Source organism: Caulobacter sp. BE254 (genome assembly GCF_031457295.1).
Lineage (GTDB): Bacteria > Pseudomonadota > Alphaproteobacteria > Caulobacterales > Caulobacteraceae > Caulobacter.
Genome location: NZ_JAVDWJ010000005.1, coordinates 39,563 through 59,618 on the forward strand (window position 1 = coordinate 39,563; position 20,056 = coordinate 59,618).

The following is a 20,056-nucleotide window of genomic DNA, read 5'->3' on the forward strand; positions in this document are numbered from 1 at the left end:
CTCCCTGAAAATCGTCTGCTCCTGGTCGTGAAGCGTATGTCCTCTGCCATCTATCCCAGCCTCAAGGGCAAACGCGTCGTCATCACCGGCGGCGGTTCGGGCATCGGCGCCGGCATTGTCGCCGGCTTCGCGCGCCAGGGCTCCGAAGTGATCTTCCTCGACGTCGCCGACGAGGATTCCAAGGCGCTGGCCCAGCAGCTGTCGGACTCGCCGATCGCGCCGGTCTTCGTCCGCTGCGACCTGACCGACCTGGCCGCGGTGGCCAAGACCTTCGCCGAGATCGGTCCCATCGACGTGCTGGTCAACAACGCCGGCAACGACGACCGCCACAAGCTGGCCCAGGTGACGCCCGCCTATTGGGACGAGCGCATGAACGTCAACCTGCGCCACATGCTGTTCTGCACCCAGGCCGTGGCCCCGGGCATGAAGGCGCGCGGCGGCGGGGCGGTGATCAATTTCGGCTCGATCAGCTGGCACCTGGGGCTGGAGGACCTGGTCCTCTACGAGACCGCCAAGGCCGGCATCGAGGGCATGACCCGGGCCCTGGCCCGCGAACTGGGCCCCGACGACATCCGCGTCACCTGCGTGGTGCCGGGCAACGTCAAGACCAAGCGCCAGGAGAAGTGGTACACGCCCGAGGGCGAGGCCGAGATCGTCAAGGCCCAGGCCCTGAAGGGCCGCCTGGTCCCCGACCACATCGCCTCGCTGGTGATGTTCCTGGCCTCGGACGACGCGTCGCTATGCACCGGCCACGAATACTGGATCGACGCCGGCTGGCGTTGATCGCACAAGATTGTCATAGCGGGGGCGACGCCCGCCTCGGTGTCATCCCGAAAGCCTCGTAGAGGCTGTCCGGGACCCAGGGGCGGCCGCACCGCATTCGCCCAGTCCCTGGGTCCCGGCCCTACGCTTCGCTTCGGCCGGGATGACAACGGAGAGAGAATTAATGCCCGAACCCATCTGCGTCTGGGACCTGAAGGCCACCCTCGGCGAGGGGCCGATCTGGATCGCCGCCGAGCAGGCCCTGTGGTTCGTCGACATCAAGGGCCACAAGGTCCACCGCTTCCATCCAGAAAGCGGCGAGACCCGGACCTTCGACGCCCCCGACCAGGTGACCTTCCTGGCGCCGCTGGCGGGCGGCGGCTTCATCGCCGGGCTGAAGAGCGGCCTGCACCGCTTCGACCCCGCGACCGGCGCCTTCGTCCATCACGGCGAGATCGAGCCGCCCGAGCTGGACAATCGTCCCAACGACGCCACCGTCGACGCCCAGGGCCGCCTGTGGTTCGGCACGATGCACGACGCCGAGACCACCCTGACCGGCGCCCTCTACCGCCTCGGCCCCGACGGCAAGCCGGTCAAGCAGGACGACGGCGTCTGCATCACCAACGGCCCCTGCGCCTCGCCCGACGGCAAGACCTTCTACAACACCGACACCCTGGGCGGGATCATCTGGGCCTACGACTTGAGCCCGGAAGGCGAGCTGTCGAACAAGCGCCAGTTCTTCAAGCTGGAGATCGACGACGCCTGGCCCGACGGCGCGGTGGTCGACGCCGAGGGCTTCGTCTGGACGGCCCTGTGGGGCGGCCATGGCGCCCTGCGCCTGTCGCCGGCCGGCGAGATCGTCGACCGCGTCACCCTGCCGGCGATCAACGTCACCAAGCCCTGCTTCGGCGGGCCCGACCTGAAGACGATCTATTTCACCACCGCCCGCAAGGGCCTGAGCGACGAGCAGCTGGCCGCCTATCCTCTGTGCGGCGGCCTGTTCGCCCTGCCCGTCGCCGTGGCCGGCCAGCCCCAGTACGAGGTGCGCCTTGACCTCCCCTAACAGAACGCCCCGCCGCTTCCGCTCGCGCGACTGGTTCGACAATCCCGACCACATCGACATGACCGCCCTCTATCTGGAGCGGTTCATGAACTATGGGATCACGCCGGAGGAGCTGCGCAGCGGCAAGCCGATCATCGGCATCGCCCAGACCGGCAGCGACATCTCGCCGTGCAACCGCATCCACCTGGACCTGGTGACCCGGATCCGCGACGGCATCCGCGACGCCGGCGGCATCCCGATGGAGTTCCCGGTCCACCCGATCTTCGAGAACTGCCGTCGCCCGACCGCGGCCCTGGACCGCAACCTCTCGTACCTGGGCCTGGTCGAGACCCTGCACGGCTATCCGATCGACGCCGTGGTCCTGACCACCGGCTGCGACAAGACCACTCCGGCCGGCATCATGGCCGCCACCACGGTCAACATCCCGGCCATCGTGCTGTCGGGCGGCCCGATGCTGGACGGCTGGCACGACGGCGAGCTGGTCGGCTCGGGCACGGTGATCTGGCGCTCGCGGCGCAAGCTGGCGGCGGGCGAGATCAACGAGGACGAGTTCATCCAGCGCGCCGCCGACAGCGCCCCCTCGGCCGGCCACTGCAACACCATGGGCACGGCCTCGACCATGAACGCCGTGGCCGAGGCCCTGGGCCTGTCGCTGACCGGCTGCGCGGCGATCCCCGCCCCCTATCGCGAGCGCGGCCAGATGGCCTATCGCACCGGCCAGCGGATCGTCGACCTGGCCTATGAGGACATCAAGCCCAAGGACATCCTGACCAAGCAGGCGTTCGAGAACGCCATCGCCCTGGTCGCGGCGGCCGGCGGCTCGACCAACGCCCAGCCGCACATCGCCGCCATGGCGCGGCATGCGGGCCTGGAGATCACCGCCGACGACTGGCGGGCGGCCTACGACATCCCGCTGATCGTCAACATGCAGCCGGCCGGCAAGTATCTGGGCGAGCGCTTCCACCGGGCCGGCGGCGCGCCGGCGGTGCTGTGGGAGCTGCTGCAGCAGGGCCGCCTGCACGGCGACGTCCTGACCGTCACCGGCAAGACCATGGCGCAGAACCTGGAAGGCCGCGAGACCAAGGACCGCGAGGTGATCTTCCCCTACGCCCAGCCTCTGGCCGAAAAGGCCGGCTTCCTGGTGCTGAAGGGCAACCTGTTCGACTTCGCGATCATGAAGTCCAGCGTGATCGGCGCCGACTTCCGGGCCCGCTACCTCAGCAAGCCCGGCCAGGAGGACATCTTCGAGGCCCGGGCCATCGTGTTCGACGGTTCCGGCGACTACCACGCCCGGATCAACGACCCGGCGCTGGAGATCGACGAGCACTGCATCCTGGTGATCCGCGGCGCCGGCCCGATCGGCTGGCCCGGCTCGGCCGAGGTGGTCAACATGCAGCCGCCGGACGCCCTGCTGAAGCGCGGGATCATGAGCCTGCCCACCCTGGGCGATGGACGCCAGTCGGGCACCGCCGACAGCCCCTCGATCCTCAACGCCTCGCCCGAGAGCGCGGTGGGCGGCGGGCTGTCGTGGCTGCGCACCGGCGACACCATCCGCATCGACCTGAACACCGGCCGCTGCGACGCCCTGGTGGACGAGGCGACCATCGCCGAGCGCCGCAAGGAAGGCATTCCGGCCGTGCCGGCGACCATGACGCCGTGGCAAGAGATCTACCGCGCCCATACGGGCCAGCTGGACACCGGCGGCGTGCTGGAGTTCGCGGTCAAGTACCAGGATTTGGCCAGCAAGCTGCCGCGGCATAATCACTAGAGACTAGAAGGTCCTCCCCCCGTGGGCAGGGCTATTGCATATGGATTTGCCCTATCGAGAGCGCGTATTGGATCGACGCAAGCTCTTCCAAAAGGCGAACAAAACGAATCCAAACGGGCTTGCGAGCCAACCTTCTGGCTTCGGCTGGATGCACGGCTCAAGCCGTCCACCCTTCGTTCTTCCATATGCGATAGCCCTGCCCCCGTGGGGGAGGCGATCGCAAAGCGATCGGTGGGGGGAGTTTTTCGGGATGTTTGGCCCGTCGCGGTCATCTTCCGATCACTCCCCCCTCCGTCGGCTTCGCCGACACCTCCCCCATAGGGGGAGGAGCGCCCTATCCCCCCACCGCCCCGCCGCCGAAGTCGAACTGCTCGGGCCGGGCCTTGCCGCCGCCCAGGGCGTAGGTGAAGCCGAAGAACACCGCCCGCACGGCGACCCGGCGCTCGACGCGCTGCCGCAGGACCGGGGTGTCGAGAACCGAGTCGTCCTTGAACGACTTCAGCACGTCATTGGCCGTGACCACGAAGTTCAGCTTGTCGCTGACCTTGCGGCGATAGCCCAGGTTCAGCATCGACAGCGGCTCACGATAGCCCTGGGGCGTCAGGCGCTTGCCCGAGGTGAAGCCGTTCAGCTGCAGGAAGTCCTTGGGCGTGGCCTGCCAGCTGAGGCTGGCGCGGCCGGTCAAGGTCGTGCCCTCGCGCGTGCCCGCCACGCCGGGGGTGGTGGACTGGATCTCGTTCCAGAAGGCGTTACCGCTGACATTGTAGCTGAGCTTGGGGGTCAGCTTGCCGTTGGCCACCAGCTCCAGCCCGCCGTTGCGGCCTTTGGCCAGGTTCTCGCGCGTGGTCAGGAAGACGCCGTCGCCGAGGTCGCGCACCACGCTGGTCACCCCGTCGCGGCTTTCGCGATAGTAGAACGTGGCCAGGTACGACGCCGGGCCCTTCCGGTACTGATAGCCCAGCTCGTAGGAGTCGGTGATCTGCGGCTTCAGGTCGGGATTGCCGGCGAAGAAGTTCTTGGGGTCCTGATAGACCGGATAGGGGTTCAGGTCCTGGACCTGCGGGCGCTGGACGCGCTTGCTGTAGTTGGCCGTCAGCGTCTGGGTCTGGCTCAGGGTGTAGCCCAGGTGCAGCGACGGATAGACGTGGAAATAGCTGTTGTCGTCCTTCTGGACCGAGGTCAGCTGGTTGGTGCGGATCTCGACCTGCTCGGCGCGCAGACCGCCCAGCACCGTGACGTCGCCGAACGGCCGCTCGTAGGTGACATAGCCGGCATAGACGTCCTGGTCGTACAGGAAGCGGTTGGTGCGGCGCGGATCCGCGATCTGGTCGGCGGCCGTCGGGCCGGTCGATCCGTGATTGTCGTAGTCGTTGTCGACGACCTCGAAATCCAGCCCGGTCTTCAGCTTGGCCTCGTCCGGCATCGGGCGGGTGTAGTCGAGCTTGAAGTTCGCGCGGTCCTGGTCGGCGCCGAAGCCGAACCTCTCGTAGACGTCCGCGCCGATGGTGTTGTCGATGAACGCCTTGCCGTCGCGCTGGAAGTCGGTGACCTCGTATTCCAGGTGGGCGTCCAGCTCGTGCTCGGCGCCTTTGAACTGATGGCGCCAGTCGCCGCTGGCCACGGTGTTGTCGCGCTTCATGCCGGCGCTCGACGCGCGAGTATAGACCGGCGCGGTGGGCGACACGATCAGGTCGGTGAAGCTTTCCTCGCCGTCGGCGTCGTAGTCCATGCGCCGGAAGCGGACCTCGCCGCTCAGCCGGTCCTTCGGCGTCAGGTTGTAGTCGAGGCCGCCGCGCAGGTTCACCGCGCTGCCGTCGTTCACGAACGCCCCGTCCTGCAGGGTGTGCACGGGGGCGCCGGCCGGCGGCGTGGTCTCGCGCTCGTCCGTCGACCAGAACCTCTGGCGGTCGTAGCGATAGCCGGCGTCGCCCGACAGGGTCAGCTTGCCCTTGACCAGGTTGCCGGTGACGCCAGTGTTGTAGCGGCTGTTCGGGCCGACATTCAGCTTGAACGAGCCGGTCGCGCCGGGCTTGCGGGTCTTCTTGGTGATCAGGTTGATGATCCCGGCCGTGCCGTCCGGGCGATAGGCGGCCGAGGGGTTGGTCATCACCTCGACCCGGTCGATCTGATCGGCCGGCATCTGCTGCAGGGCGTCGGCCTTGCCGTCGCCGTTGAACATGCTGGACGGCTTGCCGTCGATCATGATCGTCACGTTGGGATCGCCGCGCAGGCTGACATTGCCCTGCACGTCGACCTCGACCGAGGGGATGTTGCGCAGGGCGTCGGCGATCGAGCCGGTCTTGGCGGTCAGGTCGTTGGCGACGCTGTAGCTGCGACGGTCGATCGAGGTGCGCATGGCGGTCGAGTCGCTGGTCACCGTCACGCCCTCGACGGCGGTCGGCGCGTCGGCCTTGCCGCCGGGAGACGTCCGAGGGGCGGGTTGCGTGGGAGGCGCGGCGGCCTGGGCCAGAGCCAGGCCGGGCGACAGGCCCGCGACGGCGGCGAGCAGAAGAACTTTCAAACGCAACGGACTTCCCCCGAAGACAACCCCGACGGGCGCTGCGCCCGACGCCGAGGCTAAGACGCCATCGCGGCCGCCGGGGCAAATGTCTTTTCGGCAATGTTCGCGCTCACACACGCGGCGACGGGGATGACAACGTTGCCAATGCACCTTAAGCCTGGACAGCTTGAGGACGCTTGCGACCTGATACCGCTAACATTAAGGTCGGGCCAACCAAGAGCCCAAGACGGGACTCGTTAGGGATCAAACGCGGCCTTCGGGCCTTTCGGGGAAGACCAAAGTGGCATCAGTCATCAACGCCGGGCCCAGCCCCGGCATGAGCGCCGACGGAGCGAAGGTCAACATGGCCTTCATCGCCGCCATCGTGGCCGTCGCCACCATCGGCGGCTTCATGTTCGGTTACGACAGCGGCGTCATCAACGGCACGCAGGAAGGCCTGGAGAAGGCGTTCAGCCTCAGCAAGCTGGGCACCGGCCTGAACGTCGGCGCCATCCTGATCGGCTGCGCCTTTGGCGCCTTCGCCGCCGGCCGCCTGGCCGACGTCTGGGGCCGCCGCACGGTGATGATCATCGCGTCCCTGCTGTTCCTGGTCAGCGCCCTGGGCACCGGCGCCTCGCACACCTCGCTGGTGTTCATCGCCTTCCGCCTGCTGGGCGGCCTGGGCGTCGGCGCGGCCAGCGTGCTGTGCCCGGTCTACATCTCGGAAGTCACGCCCGCCAACATCCGCGGCCGGCTGTCGTCCGTGCAGCAGATCATGATCATCACCGGCCTGACCGGCGCCTTCGTGGCCAACTACATCCTGGCCCACACCGCCGGCAGCTCGACCGCGCCGTTCTGGCTGGGCCTGCCCGCCTGGCGCTGGATGTTCTGGATGCAGACCATCCCGGCCGGCGTCTTCTTCTTCAGCCTGCTGGCCATCCCGGAAAGCCCGCGCTACCTGGTCGCCAAGGGCAAGGAAGCCGAGGCCGAGAAGATCCTGTCGCGCCTGTTCGGCGCGGGCCAGGGCGCCGGCAAGGTGGCCGAGATCCGCGCCTCGCTGGCCTCCGACCACCACAAGCCCAAGCTGTCGGACCTGCTGGACCCGACCACCCGCAAGATCCGCCTGATCGTCTGGGCCGGCCTGGTCCTGGCCGTCTTCCAACAGCTGGTCGGCATCAACATCGTCTTCTATTACGGCTCGGTGCTGTGGCAGTCGGTGGGCTTCACCGAGGACGACAGCCTGAAGATCAACATCCTGTCGGGCGCGCTGTCGATCCTGGCCTGCCTGGCCACCATCGCCGTCATCGACAAGATCGGCCGCAAGCCGCTGCTGCTGATCGGCTCGGCCGGCATGGCCGTGACCCTGGGCATCCTGACCTGGTGCTTCTCGACCGCCACCACGGTCAACGGCGCCCTGCACCTGGCCGACAACACCGGCGTGATCGCCCTGTTCGCGGCCAACGCCTATGTGGTGTTCTTCAACCTCAGCTGGGGCCCGGTGATGTGGGTCATGCTGGGCGAGATGTTCCCCAACCAGATGCGCGGCTCGGCCCTGGCCGTCGCCGGCTTCGCCCAGTGGATCGCCAACTTCGCCATCTCGGTCAGCTTCCCGTCGATGGCCGCCAAGAGCCTGCCGATGACCTACGGCTTCTACGCGCTCAGCGCCCTGGTCTCGTTCTTCCTGGTCCAGAAGCTGGTCCAGGAAACGCGCGGCAAGGAGCTGGAGGCGATGGAGGGCTGACGGACCTCTTCCCTCCCCCTTGCGGGGAGGGTGGCCCCGAAGGGGTCGGGTGGGGGAGCCGCCGCAATGACTCTCTGCACCGGCCCCAACCCTTCGGCTTCGCCGCCACCCTCCCCACGAGGGGGAGGGACAAGACCTTTAAAAAACGCCCGGGAGGTTCCGCCTCCCGGGCGTTTTCTTGTGCGGTTTTCGCCGCGCCGAACGTCGCTTTCAGGGGCCGCTTCAGGCCCGGAAAACGGCGAATGACACCGGTGGACAAGACGGTTTCCTTGTCGCTAAGTGGCCGCTAACAAGCCGTGCGACGCGCAGGTCGGGAGGAAATTTTCATGGTCGACATCAACCGCCGCGGCGCCTTGGGCTCCCTGCTGACCGGCGCGGCCGTCGCCGCCGTTCCCGCCGCTTCGCAAGCCGCCCAGATGGGCACGCTGCCCAGCGCGCCGACGCCCGGCGCCGGACCGACCTGGGCCAAGGGGATCGAGGGCCAGCGCAAGGCCGACCTGGGCGACGGGACCTTCCTGAACCCGATCCTGGCCGGCGACCACCCCGACCCGTCGATCCTCAAGGACGGCGACGACTACTACATGACCCACTCGTCGTTCGACGCCTATCCGGGCCTGCTGATCTGGCGTTCGAAGGACCTGGTGAACTGGACGCCGGTCGGCCCGGCCCTGAAGACTAATGTCGGCTCGATCTGGGCCCCCGAGCTCTGCAAGCACAAGGGCCGCTACTACATCTACCTGCCGGCCAAGTTCCCCGACAACAACACCAGCTACGTGATCTGGGCCGACGCCATCGAGGGCCCGTGGAGCGAGCCGGTCGACCTGAAGCTGCCCCGCTATATCGACCCCGGCCACGTGGTCGACGAGCACGGCGTGCGCTGGCTGTTCCTGTCCGGCGGCGACCGCATCCAGCTGGCCCCCGACGGCCTGTCGACGGTGGGCCGGCCCGAGCACGTCTATAATCCCTGGCGCTATCCCGACGACTGGGACGTCGAGGGCTTCTCGCCCGAGGGCCCCAAGGTGATGAAGCGCGGCGACTACTATTACCTGGTCACGGCCGTGGGCGGCACGGCGGGACCGCCGACCGGCCACATGGTCATCGTCGCCCGCGCCAAGTCGCTGGCCGGGCCGTGGGAGGACGATCCGAAGAACCCGGTCGTGCGCACGACGAACAATTCCGAGAAATGGTGGTCGCGCGGCCACGCCACCCTGGTCGAGGGGCCGGCCGGCGACTGGTGGACCGTCTATCACGGCTACGAGAACGGCTTCTACACCCTGGGCCGCCAGACCCTGCTGGCGCCGGTGAGATGGACCAAGGACGGCTGGTTCGAGGTCGGCGGCGGCGATCTTTCCAAGCCCCTCCCCAAGCCCAAGGGCGGTAAGCCCGTCCCGCACGGCATGGCCCTGTCGGACGACTTCACGGCCGACAAGTACGGCGTGCAGTGGAGCTTCTTCGATCCCAAGCCGGGCGAGCGCGACCGGATCAAGCGCGAAGGCGGGGTGCTGACCCTGAAGGGCGCGGGCGAGGCGCCCAGCACCGGCGCGCCGCTGATCTTCGTCAACGGCGACCAGGCCTACGAGATCGAGTGCGAGATCGAGGTCGATCCGGACACCCGCGCCGGCCTGATCCTGTTCTACGACCGCCAGCTCTATTGCGGCCTGGGCTTCGACACGAAGAACTTCGTCACCCACCAGTACGGCATCGAGCGCGGCCGGCCGGCCAATCCGCATGGTTCGAAGATGCTGATGCGGCTGCGCAACAACCGCCACATCGTCAGCTTCCACACCAGCGGCGACGGCGGGGCCACCTGGAAGCGGTTCGACCGCGGCATGGAGGTCTCCGGCTACCACCACAATGTGCGCGGCGGCTTCCTGATGCTGAAGCCGGGCCTCTACGCGGCCGGCAAGGGCTCGGCGCGGTTCAAGGGATTCAAGTACCGGGCGCTGGCGTAGCTTACGTCAGGCGCCCCAAAAGCTTGTCGTCCCGGAAGCCTCGCAGAGGCTGTCCGGGACCCAGGGGACGGTTCCCGGGGTTGGCGCGGAACCTGGTTCCGTAGACGAGAAAATTCCGCTCATCCCGGCGAATGCCGGGACCCAGATCCCGTAGCGGAGAGTCTGACTGGAGCGGCTCAGCGCCGATGGCGTCAGCCTCAAAGCCATTCCATCTGGGTCCCGGCGTTCGCCGGGATGAGCGGAAGGATTAGGTGGCCGGCGCCGCCGGAGCCTTGGCGTCGGGCAGCGGCGGGCCGCTGAACTCGGCCTCGATCGTCACGTCGACCGCGTCGCCGACGCCCATGGTCGTGCCCGGGGCCGGGACGCCGAAGCCCATGCCGAACTCCGAGCGGTTGAACGTGCCGTGGGCCGAGAAGCCGATACGGGCGTGCGGGTCCATCGGGTGGCCGGCGTAGCCGCCGTTGAAGGTGGCGTCCAGCACCACTGGCTTGGTCACGCCGTGCAGGGTGAAGTCGCCGGTGACCTTGGCGGTGTTGGCGCCGGTGACCTCGACCTTGGTCGAGCGGAAGGTGATGGCCGGATACTGGGCCGCGTCCAGCCAGGCCTTGCCGGTCAGCTCGTCCTTGAAGCCGGCCGGCGGGTTGGGCAGGGTCAGCGACTTGGGATCGATGGTCGCCTCGACGCTGGAGGCCGACGGGTTGGCCGGGTCGAACTTCAGCTTGGCGTCGAAATCGGTGAACCGGGCGGTGTAGCGCGAGAAGCCCAGGTGGTTGACCTTGAATTCGAGGTTGGCGTGGGCCGGATCCAGCTTGTAGTCGCCGGCCGGAACCTTCGGCATGACGAACTTGTCCGCCGCCGGCGCGGCGGCCGGCGTCGTGGCCGACGGCGCCGTGGTCTCGGCCTTCTTGTCGGCCGGCGGCGAACAGGCCGCCAGGGCCAGGGCGACGGCCCCGGCGCTCAGCCAGAGAACCCGGCGCGCGTGCGGACGGACGGTGGAATAGGTCATGGCGTCTTCCCTTCTGATTGGCGACCCGCGGGGGCCGGCGCGCCGTTCACGGTCAACTCCGAGGCGCGCGATCCCACGAAGGACGCACGACGGCGCGGCTTCCCGACATTGGGACCGCTTTTTTCTGGTCACAACTTGACGTTACGGAAGGGGTAGGGATCTTGTCTAGCCACGTCGATGGATCCCGCCCCTTATGGAGACGGTCCTTGAGCAGTCTCGCGATCCTAGCCCAGCAGTTGCCGGATCGTCGCGGTCAGCACGCGCGTCAGGGGTTCGCGGTCGGTGTCGGGATGGTTGACCGCCCGGATGATCATGCCGTCGAACAGCAGGCCCACCACCTCGCAGCGGGCCTGGAACTCGGCGTCGGTCCATTCGGCCCGGCGGCCGCGATCCAGCATGGTCTGGGCGTAGGCCCGCTCCTGCTCGTCGGCGGCCCGCAGGATCGCGGCGACCTTTGGATTGCGGCTGGCCTCGGCCAGGACCTCCAGGGTCAGGGCCGCGCGGCTCAGGTCGAAGCACTTGCCGACGGCTTCGGGCAGGTGCTCGACCAGGGCGTCGACCAGGTCGCCGGGCCGGCTTTCCATCTCGGCGAACTTCTCGCGCATCTCGGCCAGGTCCTGGGCGACGATGGCGGCGATGATCGCCTCCTTGTTCTCGAAGTAGCGGTAGATCTGGCCCACGCTCAGGCCGGCGGCCTTGGCGATCTCGGCCATGCTGGCGCCATGGAACCCGGCCTGCCGCACGCAGTCGCACGCGGCGTCCAGGATCTGCTGCCGCCGCGCCTCAGGCGTCGGCCGCAGCGTGGTGTTGGCGTCGTCGCTCATCGAAAGCATCGCTTCCCAATTAAATTTCCGTCACGTCAAGCTGGACGGAACCCCCGAGGTTGACTTGCGACAACCTCGGACCTATGTCCAGCCCCGTTGAGAATGAACGTTCATTCTCATGTTGGTCACCAACGGGACGTCGTCAAGGCCAGGCGCCTGCGACGCCCTGTCGCTCCTGGGGTTTCTGCATGTCCTTCGACCGTTCTCGCGCCGTCCTCTCGGCGGCCTCCCTGGCGGCCATCGCTCTGACCCTGGCGGCTTGCGGCCAAGGCAAGGGCGCGGCCGGCGCCATGGGCTCCGGCGGACCGACCCCGGTCGGCGTCGTCGTCGCCAGGACCGAGCCGGTGACCCTGACCAGCGAACTGACCGGCCGCACCTCGGCCTATCTGGTCTCGGAAGTGCGCCCGCAGGTCGGCGGCATCATCAAGGCCCGCCTGTTCCAGGAAGGCGGCTATGTCCGCGCCGGCCAGCCGCTGTACCAGATCGATCCGGCCACCTTCCAAGCCGCCTACAACAGCGCCGCCGCCGGCCTGGCCCAGGCCCAGGCCACCGCCACGGCCGCCAAGCTGAAGGCCGACCGCTACAGGGAGCTAGTCGCCATCAACGCCGTGTCCAAGCAGGACAACGACGACGCCCAGGCCGCCAGCCAGCAGGCCATCGCCAATGTCGCCGCCCAGAAGGCCGCCCTGGACAACGCCCGCATCAATCTGGGCTGGACCAAGGTCGTCTCGCCGATCTCGGGCCGCATCGGCAAGAGCTCGGTCACTCCCGGCGCCCTGGTCACCGCCAGCCAGGCCACCGCCCTGGCCACGGTGCAGGACCTGTCGAAGATCTATGTCGACCTGACCCAGTCCTCGGCCGAGATGCTGAAGCTGCAGGCGGCGATGAACAGCGGCGAGCTGGGCCGCAGCGGCTCGGCCCAGGTGACCCTGAAGCTGGAGGACGGCTCGACCTACCCGGTCCCGGGCCGCCTGGAGTTCTCGGACGTCACCGTCGACCCGACCACCGGCTCGGTCGGCCTGCGCGCCACCTTCGACAATCCTAACGGCGTGCTGCTGCCGGGCATGTACGTCCGCGCCGTGCTCGGCAAGGGCGTGGCCAACAGCGGCATGCTGATCCCGCAGGCGGCCGTCAGCCGCGATCCCAAGGGCGCGGCCACCGTGATGGTGGTCGGAGCCAAGGGCGCGGCCGAACCCCGCCAGATCGTCACCAGCCAGACGGTGGGCGACAAGTGGCTGGTCACCTCGGGCCTGAAGCCCGGCGACCAGGTCATCGTCGAAGGCCTGCAGAAGGTCCGCCCCGGCGCCCCGGTGAAGCCGGCCGTCATCACCGCCTCCGCCCCCGCTGCTGCTCAATAAGGCCGGCCCGTCATGCTTTCCCGTTTCTTCATCGACCGGCCGATCTTCGCGTGGGTCGTCGCGATCGTCATCATGCTGGCGGGGGCCCTGGCCATCCGCAGCCTGCCGATCGCCCAGTATCCCGACATCGCCCTGCCCCAGGTGGCGGTCAACGCCATCTATCCCGGCGCCTCGGCCAAGACCGTCGAGGACAGCGTCACCCAGGTCATCGAACAGAAGATGAAGGGCCTGGACGGCCTGGACTACATGTCGTCGACCAGCGACAGCTCGGGCTCGGCCACCACCACCCTGACCTTCAAGGCCGGCACCAACATCGACATCGCCCAGGTGCAGGTGCAGAACAAGCTGCAGACGGCCACCGCCCTGCTGCCGCAGGAAGTGCAGCAGCAAGGCCTGACCGTGACCAAGTCGGCCCGGAACTTCCTGCTGATCATCGGCATGTATTCCGAGGATCCCAAGACCACCAACACCGACCTGGCCGACTACATCGCCAGCAACCTGCAGGATCCCCTCAGCCGCGTCGACGGCGTCGGCGAGGTCCAGCTGTTCGGCGCGCAGTACGCCATGCGCATCTGGTTGGATCCCAACAAGCTGACCAGCTACAACCTGACCCCGGCCGACGTCATCGCCGCCATCCGGGCGCAGAACGCCCAGGTCTCGGCCGGCCAGCTGGGCGGCGTGCCCAACCTGCCGGGCACGGCCCTGAACGCCACGATCACGGCCCAGTCGCGCCTCTCCACCCCGGCCGAGTTCCAGGAAATCATCGTCAAGAACAGCCCCGGCGGCGCCATCGTCCGCATGCGCGACGTGGCCCGGGTCGAGCTGGGGGCTGAAAGCTACGGCTTCGGCGCCAAGTACAACGGCAAGCCCGCCGCCGGCCTGGCCATCCGCCTGGCCCCCGGCGCCAACGCCCTGAACACCGCCGACGCCGTCAAGGCGCGGGTCGAGCAGCTGTCCAAGACCTTCCCGGCCAGCTATCGCTACGTCGTCCCCTACGACTCGACGCCGTTCGTGAAGCTGTCGATCGAGGAGGTGGTCAAGACCCTGGCCGAAGCCATCGTGCTGGTCTTCATCGTCATGTTCCTGTTCCTGCAGAACTGGCGCGCCACCCTGATCCCGACCATCGCCGTGCCGGTCGTCCTGCTGGGCACGTTCGGCGTGCTGGCGGCCTTCGGCTACTCGATCAACACCCTGACCATGTTCGGCCTGGTGCTGGCCATCGGCCTGCTGGTCGACGACGCCATCGTCGTGGTCGAGAACGTCGAGCGGGTGATGAGCGAGGAGGGCCTGTCCCCGATCGAGGCCACCCGCAAGTCGATGAACGAGATCACCGGCGCCCTGATCGGCATCGCGCTGGTCCTGGCCGCGGTGTTCGTGCCCATGGCCTTCTTCGGCGGCTCGCAGGGCGTGATCTACCGCCAGTTCTCGATCACCATCGTCTCGGCCATGGCCCTGTCGGTGATGGTCGCCCTGATCCTGACGCCGGCCCTGTGCGCCACCCTGCTCAAGCCGGCCACCCATGGCCACGGCGACGCCTTGAGGACCGACCACCCGGGCCCGCTGGGCGCGGTGACCAACCTGTTCAACCGCTTCTTCAACTGGTTCAACCGCAACTTCAACGACACCAGCCGGCGCTACCAGGGGACCGTTCGCGGCCTGCTGGGCAAGAGCGGCCGCTGGATGCTGGCCTATGGCGTGGTCATCCTCGTGATGGGCTTCCTGTTCATCCGCCTGCCCAGCGCCTTCCTGCCCGAGGAAGACCAGGGCACGATGTTCACCCTGGTCCAGTTGCCGCCCGGCGCGCCGGAAGAGCGGACCCAGGCCGTGCTCGACCAGGTGCGCAACCACTTCCTGGTCGACGAGAAGGAATCCGTCCAGGCGGTCTTCACCGTCGCCGGCTTCAGCTTCGCCGGCGCCGGCCAGAACGCCGGCCTGGCCTTCATCCGCCTGCGGGACTTCGACGAGCGCAAGGCCGCCAACCTCAAGGCCCCGGCCGTCGCCGGCCGGGCCATGGGCAAGTTCATGCAGATCCGCGACGCCATGGTCTTCGCCGTCGTGCCGCCGGCCGTGCCGGAACTGGGCACCTCGTCGGGCTTCGACTTCCAGCTGCAGGACATCGGCGGCGTCGGCCACGACGCCCTGATCGCCGCCCGCAACCAGGTGCTGGGCATGGCCGCCCAGGACCCAAGCCTGGCCGGCGTGCGTCCCAACGGCCAGGACGACACCCCGCAGCTGAAGATCGACATCGACCAGGCCAAGGCCGGGGCGATGGGCCTGACGACGGCCGACATCAACGCCGCGCTCAGCGCCGCGTGGGGCGGTTCGTACGTCAACGACTTCATCGACCGCGGCCGGGTCAAGAAGGTCTATGTCCAGGCCGACGCGCCCTACCGCATGCGGCCCGAGGACCTGGACAACTGGTACGTCCGCACCAGCACCGGCACGATGGCCCCGTTCTCGTCCTTCGCCACCACGCGCTGGATCTACGGCTCGCCGCGCCTGGAGCGCTACAACGGCCTGTCGTCGGTCAACATCCAGGGCGCGCCCGCCCCGGGCAAGAGCTCGGGCCAGGCCATGGCCGCCATGGAGAAGATCGCCGCCCAGCTGCCGCCGGGCATCGGCTACGAGTGGACCGGCCTGTCGGCCCAGGAACGCGAATCCGGCAACCAGGCCCCGGCCCTGTACGGCATCTCGATCCTGGTGGTGTTCCTGCTGCTGGCCGCCCTCTACGAGAGCTGGTCGATCCCGCTGTCGGTGATCATGGTCATCCCGCTGGGCATCGTCGGCGCCCTGCTGGCCACCACCCTGCGCGGCCTCAGCAACGACATCTACTTCCAGGTGGGTCTGCTGACGACCATGGGCCTGGCGTCCAAGAACGCCATCCTGATCGTCGAGTTCGCCAAGGACCTGCACGAGCAGGGCATGGAGCTGGTCGAGGCGACGGTGGAGGCGGTCCGCATCCGTCTGCGTCCGATCATCATGACCTCGCTGGCCTTCGTGTTCGGCGTGCTGCCCCTGGCGATCTCCAACGGGGCTGGATCGGGCAGCCAGCACGCGATCGGCACCGGCGTGATCGGCGGCATGATCTCGGCCACCCTGCTGGCGATCTTCTTCGTCCCGCTGTTCTTCGTGATCGTCGAGCGGATCTTCAAACCCAAGCCGCGTCGCCACGACGAGGCCGTCACGACTCCGGTCGAGAGCCACTAAGATGCTTGTCCGTAACCTGACCCTCTCCCTGCTCGCGGCCTCGGCCCTGGGCGCCTGCACCCTGGCGCCCAAGACCGAGCGCCCGGCCCTGGCGGTCGACAACGCCTGGCCGATCGCCCAGGCCAACGGTTCGGCGACCACCGCCGCCGACCTGGCCTGGCGCGAGGTTTTCATCGACCCGCGCCTGCAAGGCGTGATCGACCTGGCGCTGAGCAACAATCGCGACCTGCGGGTGGCGGTGCTGAACATCGAGAAGGCCCGCGCCCAGTACCGCGTCCAGCGCGCGGCCCTGCTGCCCGGCGTCAACGCCACGGCGACGGGCACGCGGGGCGAAAACTCCACCGCCCAGACCCAGCCGGGCGTCTCGCGCGACGTCGAGGCCTATACGGCCGGCGTCGGCGTCACGGCCTGGGAGCTGGACCTGTTCGGCCGGGTCCGCAGCCTCAAGGACGCGGCCCTGCAGAGCTACCTGTCCACCCGCGAGACCAGCCGCTCGGTGCAGATCAGCCTGATCGCCCAGACCGCCAACAGCTGGCTGGCCCTGGCCGCCGACCAGGACCTGCTGGCCCTGGCCCAGGAGACCCTGCGCACGCGGGAAGAGTCGCTGAAGCTGATCCGCAGCCGGTTCGACGCCGGCGCGGCCAACCAGCTGGACCTTCGCCAGGCCGAGACCCTGGCCGAGACCGCCCGCTCGGACGTGGCGACCTATGTCGCCCAGGTCGAGCAGGACAAGAACGCCCTGCGGCTGGTGGTCGGCGCCGACGTGCCGGCCGACCTGCTGCCGGCCGGCGGCCTGGTCACCGCCCAGATCCTGCCGGACCTGCCGCCCGGCATCCCGTCCGACGTGCTGACCCGCCGCCCCGACGTGCTGGCCGCCGAGCATGACCTGGCCGGCGCCAACGCCAATATCGGCGCGGCCCGGGCGGCCTTCTTCCCCAGCATCAGCCTGACGGCCTCGACCGGCGTGGCCAGCGGCTCGCTGAGCAGCCTGTTCGACAGCGGCAACGGGACCTGGAGCTTCGCGCCGCGCATCAGCCTGCCGATCTTCGCCGGCGGGGCCAATGTCGCCAATCTCGACAGCGCCAAGGCCAGCCGCGACATCGCCGTGGCCAACTACGAAAAGGCGGTGCAGACCGCGTTCCGCGAGGTCTCCGACGGCCTGGCCGTGCAGTCGACGATCCAGGACCGGGTCGGCTCTCAGGAGCGCCTGGTCGCCGCCGCCAACGACTCGGTCCGCCTGTCGCGGGCCCGCTACGGCGCCGGGATCGACAGCTCCCTGACCCTGCTGGACGCCCAGCGCACGCTCTACACCTCGCAGCAGGGGCTGATCGCCGCCCGTCTGGCCCGGGCCACCAACCTGGCCACGCTGTACAAGTCGCTCGGCGGCGGCGCTCCCGCCGGCCGCTGAGCTGCACCGATCCCCTGTCCCAGCGGGGGAGTGCTAGCGGCGTCGCCCCCCGACGCCGCCAAGCCGGAAGGGGCGCGCTCCCCCCAGATCCCGCGCGCCCCTTCCAACCCTTGCCGACGGCCCGGGGGATCGCTCCGACGAGCCCTGATTCAAAGCTCAAACGGTTGTCATCCCGGAAGCCTCGCAGAGGCTGTCCGGGACCCAGGGGACTGGGCTGACGCCTTGCGGTTCACCTGGATCCCGGCCTTCCGCTTCGCTCCAGCCGGGATGACAACTTGGTGGAGGCGCTCCAGGCCCCCTTACCGCTCGCGCCGCCACTCCGAGATCGGGATCGAGCCGTCGGGCCGCGGCGTCGGCACCTGGTAGCTGAGGCTGTCGGCGGTCAGGACGTACTTGCGCCGCTGTTCGGTCCCCTCCCAGTTGCGGAACGAGGCCCCCTCGATCCGGAAGACCAGCACGTGGGCGACCTGATCGACGGCCACGGTCCCGTAGTGGGTGGACGACCCCAGCGCGGCGGCGGCGAACTCCTCCGGCGTGGACGTGGCCTTCTCGCCCGAGACGACGCGCGGCCGGTCGCCGTTGAAGATCTGCAGGCTGTAGCGCCCCTGGGCGTCGATGATCAGCCGGCCCTTCGGATGCTCGCCATAGTCGCGGCGGCGCGCGCCGTCCGGGGTGAGTCGGTCCGCCGCCGTCAGGGTCCAGGTCCCGGCCAGGGAAGGCTCGGCCGCGGTCGCCGCCGTGGCCAGCGTCGCCGCGGCCAGGGCCAGGCCCGCGCCGAGACGGCGTCTATGAATCGACTTCATATTCACGCTCCAGCATGTAACCTATTTACCAGGTTAGCTTGCCGATCCTTCGCCGAACAGCGTAACCTGTCAATCCGGTTTGGAGTACGAGGATGACGAAGGCGGAGATCCGCGACGGCTTCAAGTTTCGCGGCGGCAGTCCGGCCCTGGACCTGGCGGCGACCGTCACGGGCCGGCTGGGCCCCGCGCCGCGCGACCTCCTGGAAGGCCCCGCCGACCTCGACCGCTGGCTGGTGGCGGCGGACCTCGCCCAGGCCGCGCCGGAGGCCACCGAGGGCAACCTCGTCCAGGCCCGCTCGCTGCGCGAGGCGCTCTACCGCCTGGCCCTGTCGCGGGCGCAAGGCGCGCCCCTGCCCGACGCCGACCGCGAACTGCTCAACGGCTACGCCGCCCTGCCCGCCGCGCCGCCGCAACTGGACGCCGACGGCCGCGCCCGCCTGTCCGGCGACGTCCGCGGCCTGCTGGCCGAGCTGGCCCGCGAAGGCGTGTCACTGCTGGGCGGCGACTTCGGCCACCGCATCCGCCAATGCGAAGGCCCGCCCTGCGCGGTGCTGTTCGTCGACACCTCGCGCAAGGGCGACCGCCGCTGGTGCTCGATGAGCGCCTGCGGGAACAAGGCCAAGGTGGCGGGGTGGCGGAAGCGGGAGATGTCAGCGCCTTGACGCCCCTTCCGTCCGCTTCGCGGCCACCTCCCCCGTTTCACGGGTGAGGAGAAGGAATCCCCCTCCTCCTCACCCGCATTGCGGGGGAGGTGGCGCGATGCGGATACGCATCGTGACGGAGGGGGCGTCCAGCCGTCACAAAGGCAGCTGCACCGTGCTCTTGACCTCTTCCAGCACCGCATAGGTCCGCGTCTCGCGCACACCCGGCATCTTGACCAGGATGTCGCCGAGGAAGCCGCGATAGGCCTCCATGTCGCGCACCCGGGCCTTGATCAGGTAGTCGAAGCCGCCGGCCACCATGTGGCATTCCAGGATCTCGGGCGCGCGGCGCACGGCGGCGGCGAAGTCCTCGAACACCTCGCCGGTCGTGCGGTCCAGCACCACCTCGACGAAGATCAGCAAAGCGCGGTCGACCTTGGCCGGGTCAAGCAAAGCCGCATAGCCGGTGATGAAGCCCCGCTCGCGCAGCCGCCGCACCCGGTCGAAGGTGGCGGCCGGCGACAGGTTGCAGCGCTTGGCCAGCTCGGCGTTGGTGATGCGGCCGTCGGCCTGCAGAACCCGCAAAAGCCGGCGATCGGTGTCGTCCAGAGCAGACATGGTCATTTCCCGCTTAGACCGAAGATCATTCGGAAACTGATACCAACAAACAAAGCACCTTCGCTACAGCCGGGATTATACCCTCGATCGTCCTAGCGAGCTTGGCCGCCACTCCCCCCGGCGCCCTGGCGAACTCGGACCAGCCTCCGCCATCCCCCCGGCGGAGCGCAGACATGGCGCCCTCTCCCCCGTCGGCGCCGTGTGAGAGCGGAAGGGACGCGCGACCTCCCCCCGTATCGCGTCCCTTCCCACCTCTCCCCTTCCCGATCATGCTTCGGCCCGCACGCACGCCGCGACAGCCTGTCGCGCGCCTGGAGCCGACCGCGCCTTTCCGCGCCTTTCGCCGAAGATCGTACAGCCTGGACGCACAACAAACGAAGCACCTTCGAACAATCCAGAGATATA

Annotated in this window: 14 protein-coding genes; 9 read left to right on the forward strand and 5 right to left on the reverse strand. The window is 68.6% G+C overall.

Annotated features, from left to right (window positions below; all coding sequences use genetic code 11):
• The first annotated feature begins 36 nt into the window (after positions 1-36).
• From xylB to xylD, 3 genes are all read left to right on the forward strand, one after another.
• Positions 37-783 carry a D-xylose 1-dehydrogenase gene (gene xylB, locus J2X41_RS10950; RefSeq protein WP_310081824.1) on the forward strand — a complete coding sequence of 249 codons (747 nt, stop codon included), beginning with the start codon at positions 37-39 and terminating at the stop codon, positions 781-783.
• A 163-nt stretch (positions 784-946) separates the two neighbouring features.
• Positions 947-1,825, forward strand: a complete 879-nt coding sequence (locus J2X41_RS10955; RefSeq protein WP_310081825.1) for an SMP-30/gluconolactonase/LRE family protein — start codon at positions 947-949, stop codon at positions 1,823-1,825.
• On the forward strand, positions 1,812-3,593 hold the full coding sequence (gene xylD, locus J2X41_RS10960; RefSeq protein ID WP_310081827.1) for a xylonate dehydratase XylD: 1,782 nt from the start codon (positions 1,812-1,814) through the stop codon (positions 3,591-3,593). Before J2X41_RS10955 ends, xylD begins: the two co-directional genes overlap by 14 nt.
• Positions 3,594-3,927: 334 nt before the next feature.
• On the opposite strand, the gene J2X41_RS10965 is transcribed toward xylD, so the two are convergent.
• The gene (locus tag J2X41_RS10965; protein WP_310081828.1) at positions 3,928-6,114 is read right to left on the reverse strand and encodes a TonB-dependent receptor domain-containing protein; all 2,187 of its coding nucleotides are present in this window, start codon (positions 6,112-6,114) and stop codon (positions 3,928-3,930) included.
• Between the two features lie 280 nt (positions 6,115-6,394).
• Between J2X41_RS10965 and J2X41_RS10970 the strand changes: the two genes are divergently transcribed.
• Positions 6,395-7,834, forward strand: a complete 1,440-nt coding sequence (locus tag J2X41_RS10970) for a sugar porter family MFS transporter (RefSeq protein ID WP_310081829.1) — start codon at positions 6,395-6,397, stop codon at positions 7,832-7,834.
• Between the two features lie 326 nt (positions 7,835-8,160).
• Complete coding sequence (locus tag J2X41_RS10975) at positions 8,161-9,786, forward strand: family 43 glycosylhydrolase (protein WP_310081831.1); 1,626 nt, start codon at positions 8,161-8,163, stop codon at positions 9,784-9,786.
• Between the two features lie 247 nt (positions 9,787-10,033).
• Here J2X41_RS10975 and J2X41_RS10980 read toward each other — a convergent pair whose 3' ends face one another.
• Together J2X41_RS10980 and J2X41_RS10985 are read right to left on the reverse strand one after the other, a co-directional pair.
• On the reverse strand, positions 10,034-10,792 hold the full coding sequence (locus J2X41_RS10980) for a YceI family protein (protein WP_310081832.1): 759 nt from the start codon (positions 10,790-10,792) through the stop codon (positions 10,034-10,036).
• Between the two features lie 224 nt (positions 10,793-11,016).
• Positions 11,017-11,616 (reverse strand): TetR/AcrR family transcriptional regulator, encoded by a 600-nt coding sequence (locus J2X41_RS10985; protein ID WP_310081833.1) that lies wholly within the window; start codon positions 11,614-11,616, stop codon positions 11,017-11,019.
• Between the two features lie 188 nt (positions 11,617-11,804).
• Here J2X41_RS10985 and J2X41_RS10990 point away from each other — a divergent pair, with 188 nt between their 5' ends.
• The 3 genes from J2X41_RS10990 to J2X41_RS11000 are packed head-to-tail and all read left to right on the forward strand — an operon-like array spanning position 11,805 to position 17,589.
• Positions 11,805-12,974, forward strand: coding sequence for an efflux RND transporter periplasmic adaptor subunit (locus J2X41_RS10990; protein WP_310081834.1), 1,170 nt, complete (start codon positions 11,805-11,807; stop codon positions 12,972-12,974).
• A 12-nt stretch (positions 12,975-12,986) separates the two neighbouring features.
• The gene (locus J2X41_RS10995) at positions 12,987-16,181 is read left to right on the forward strand and encodes an efflux RND transporter permease subunit (RefSeq protein WP_310081835.1); all 3,195 of its coding nucleotides are present in this window, start codon (positions 12,987-12,989) and stop codon (positions 16,179-16,181) included.
• Between the two features lies 1 nt (position 16,182).
• Complete coding sequence (locus J2X41_RS11000; RefSeq protein ID WP_310081836.1) at positions 16,183-17,589, forward strand: efflux transporter outer membrane subunit; 1,407 nt, start codon at positions 16,183-16,185, stop codon at positions 17,587-17,589.
• Positions 17,590-17,888: 299 nt separating this feature from the next.
• On the opposite strand, the gene J2X41_RS11005 is transcribed toward J2X41_RS11000, so the two are convergent.
• The gene (locus J2X41_RS11005; protein ID WP_310081837.1) at positions 17,889-18,392 is read right to left on the reverse strand and encodes a lipocalin-like domain-containing protein; all 504 of its coding nucleotides are present in this window, start codon (positions 18,390-18,392) and stop codon (positions 17,889-17,891) included.
• 92 nt (positions 18,393-18,484) lie between these two features.
• On the opposite strand from J2X41_RS11005, the gene J2X41_RS11010 reads away from it, so the two are divergent.
• Positions 18,485-19,054 carry an ABATE domain-containing protein gene (locus J2X41_RS11010; RefSeq protein WP_310081838.1) on the forward strand — a complete coding sequence of 190 codons (570 nt, stop codon included), beginning with the start codon at positions 18,485-18,487 and terminating at the stop codon, positions 19,052-19,054.
• 135 nt (positions 19,055-19,189) lie between these two features.
• Here the strand turns inward: J2X41_RS11010 and J2X41_RS11015 are convergent, their stop codons facing one another.
• Positions 19,190-19,657 carry an Lrp/AsnC ligand binding domain-containing protein gene (locus tag J2X41_RS11015; protein WP_028039284.1) on the reverse strand — a complete coding sequence of 156 codons (468 nt, stop codon included), beginning with the start codon at positions 19,655-19,657 and terminating at the stop codon, positions 19,190-19,192.
• Positions 19,658-20,056: the final 399 nt, after the last annotated feature.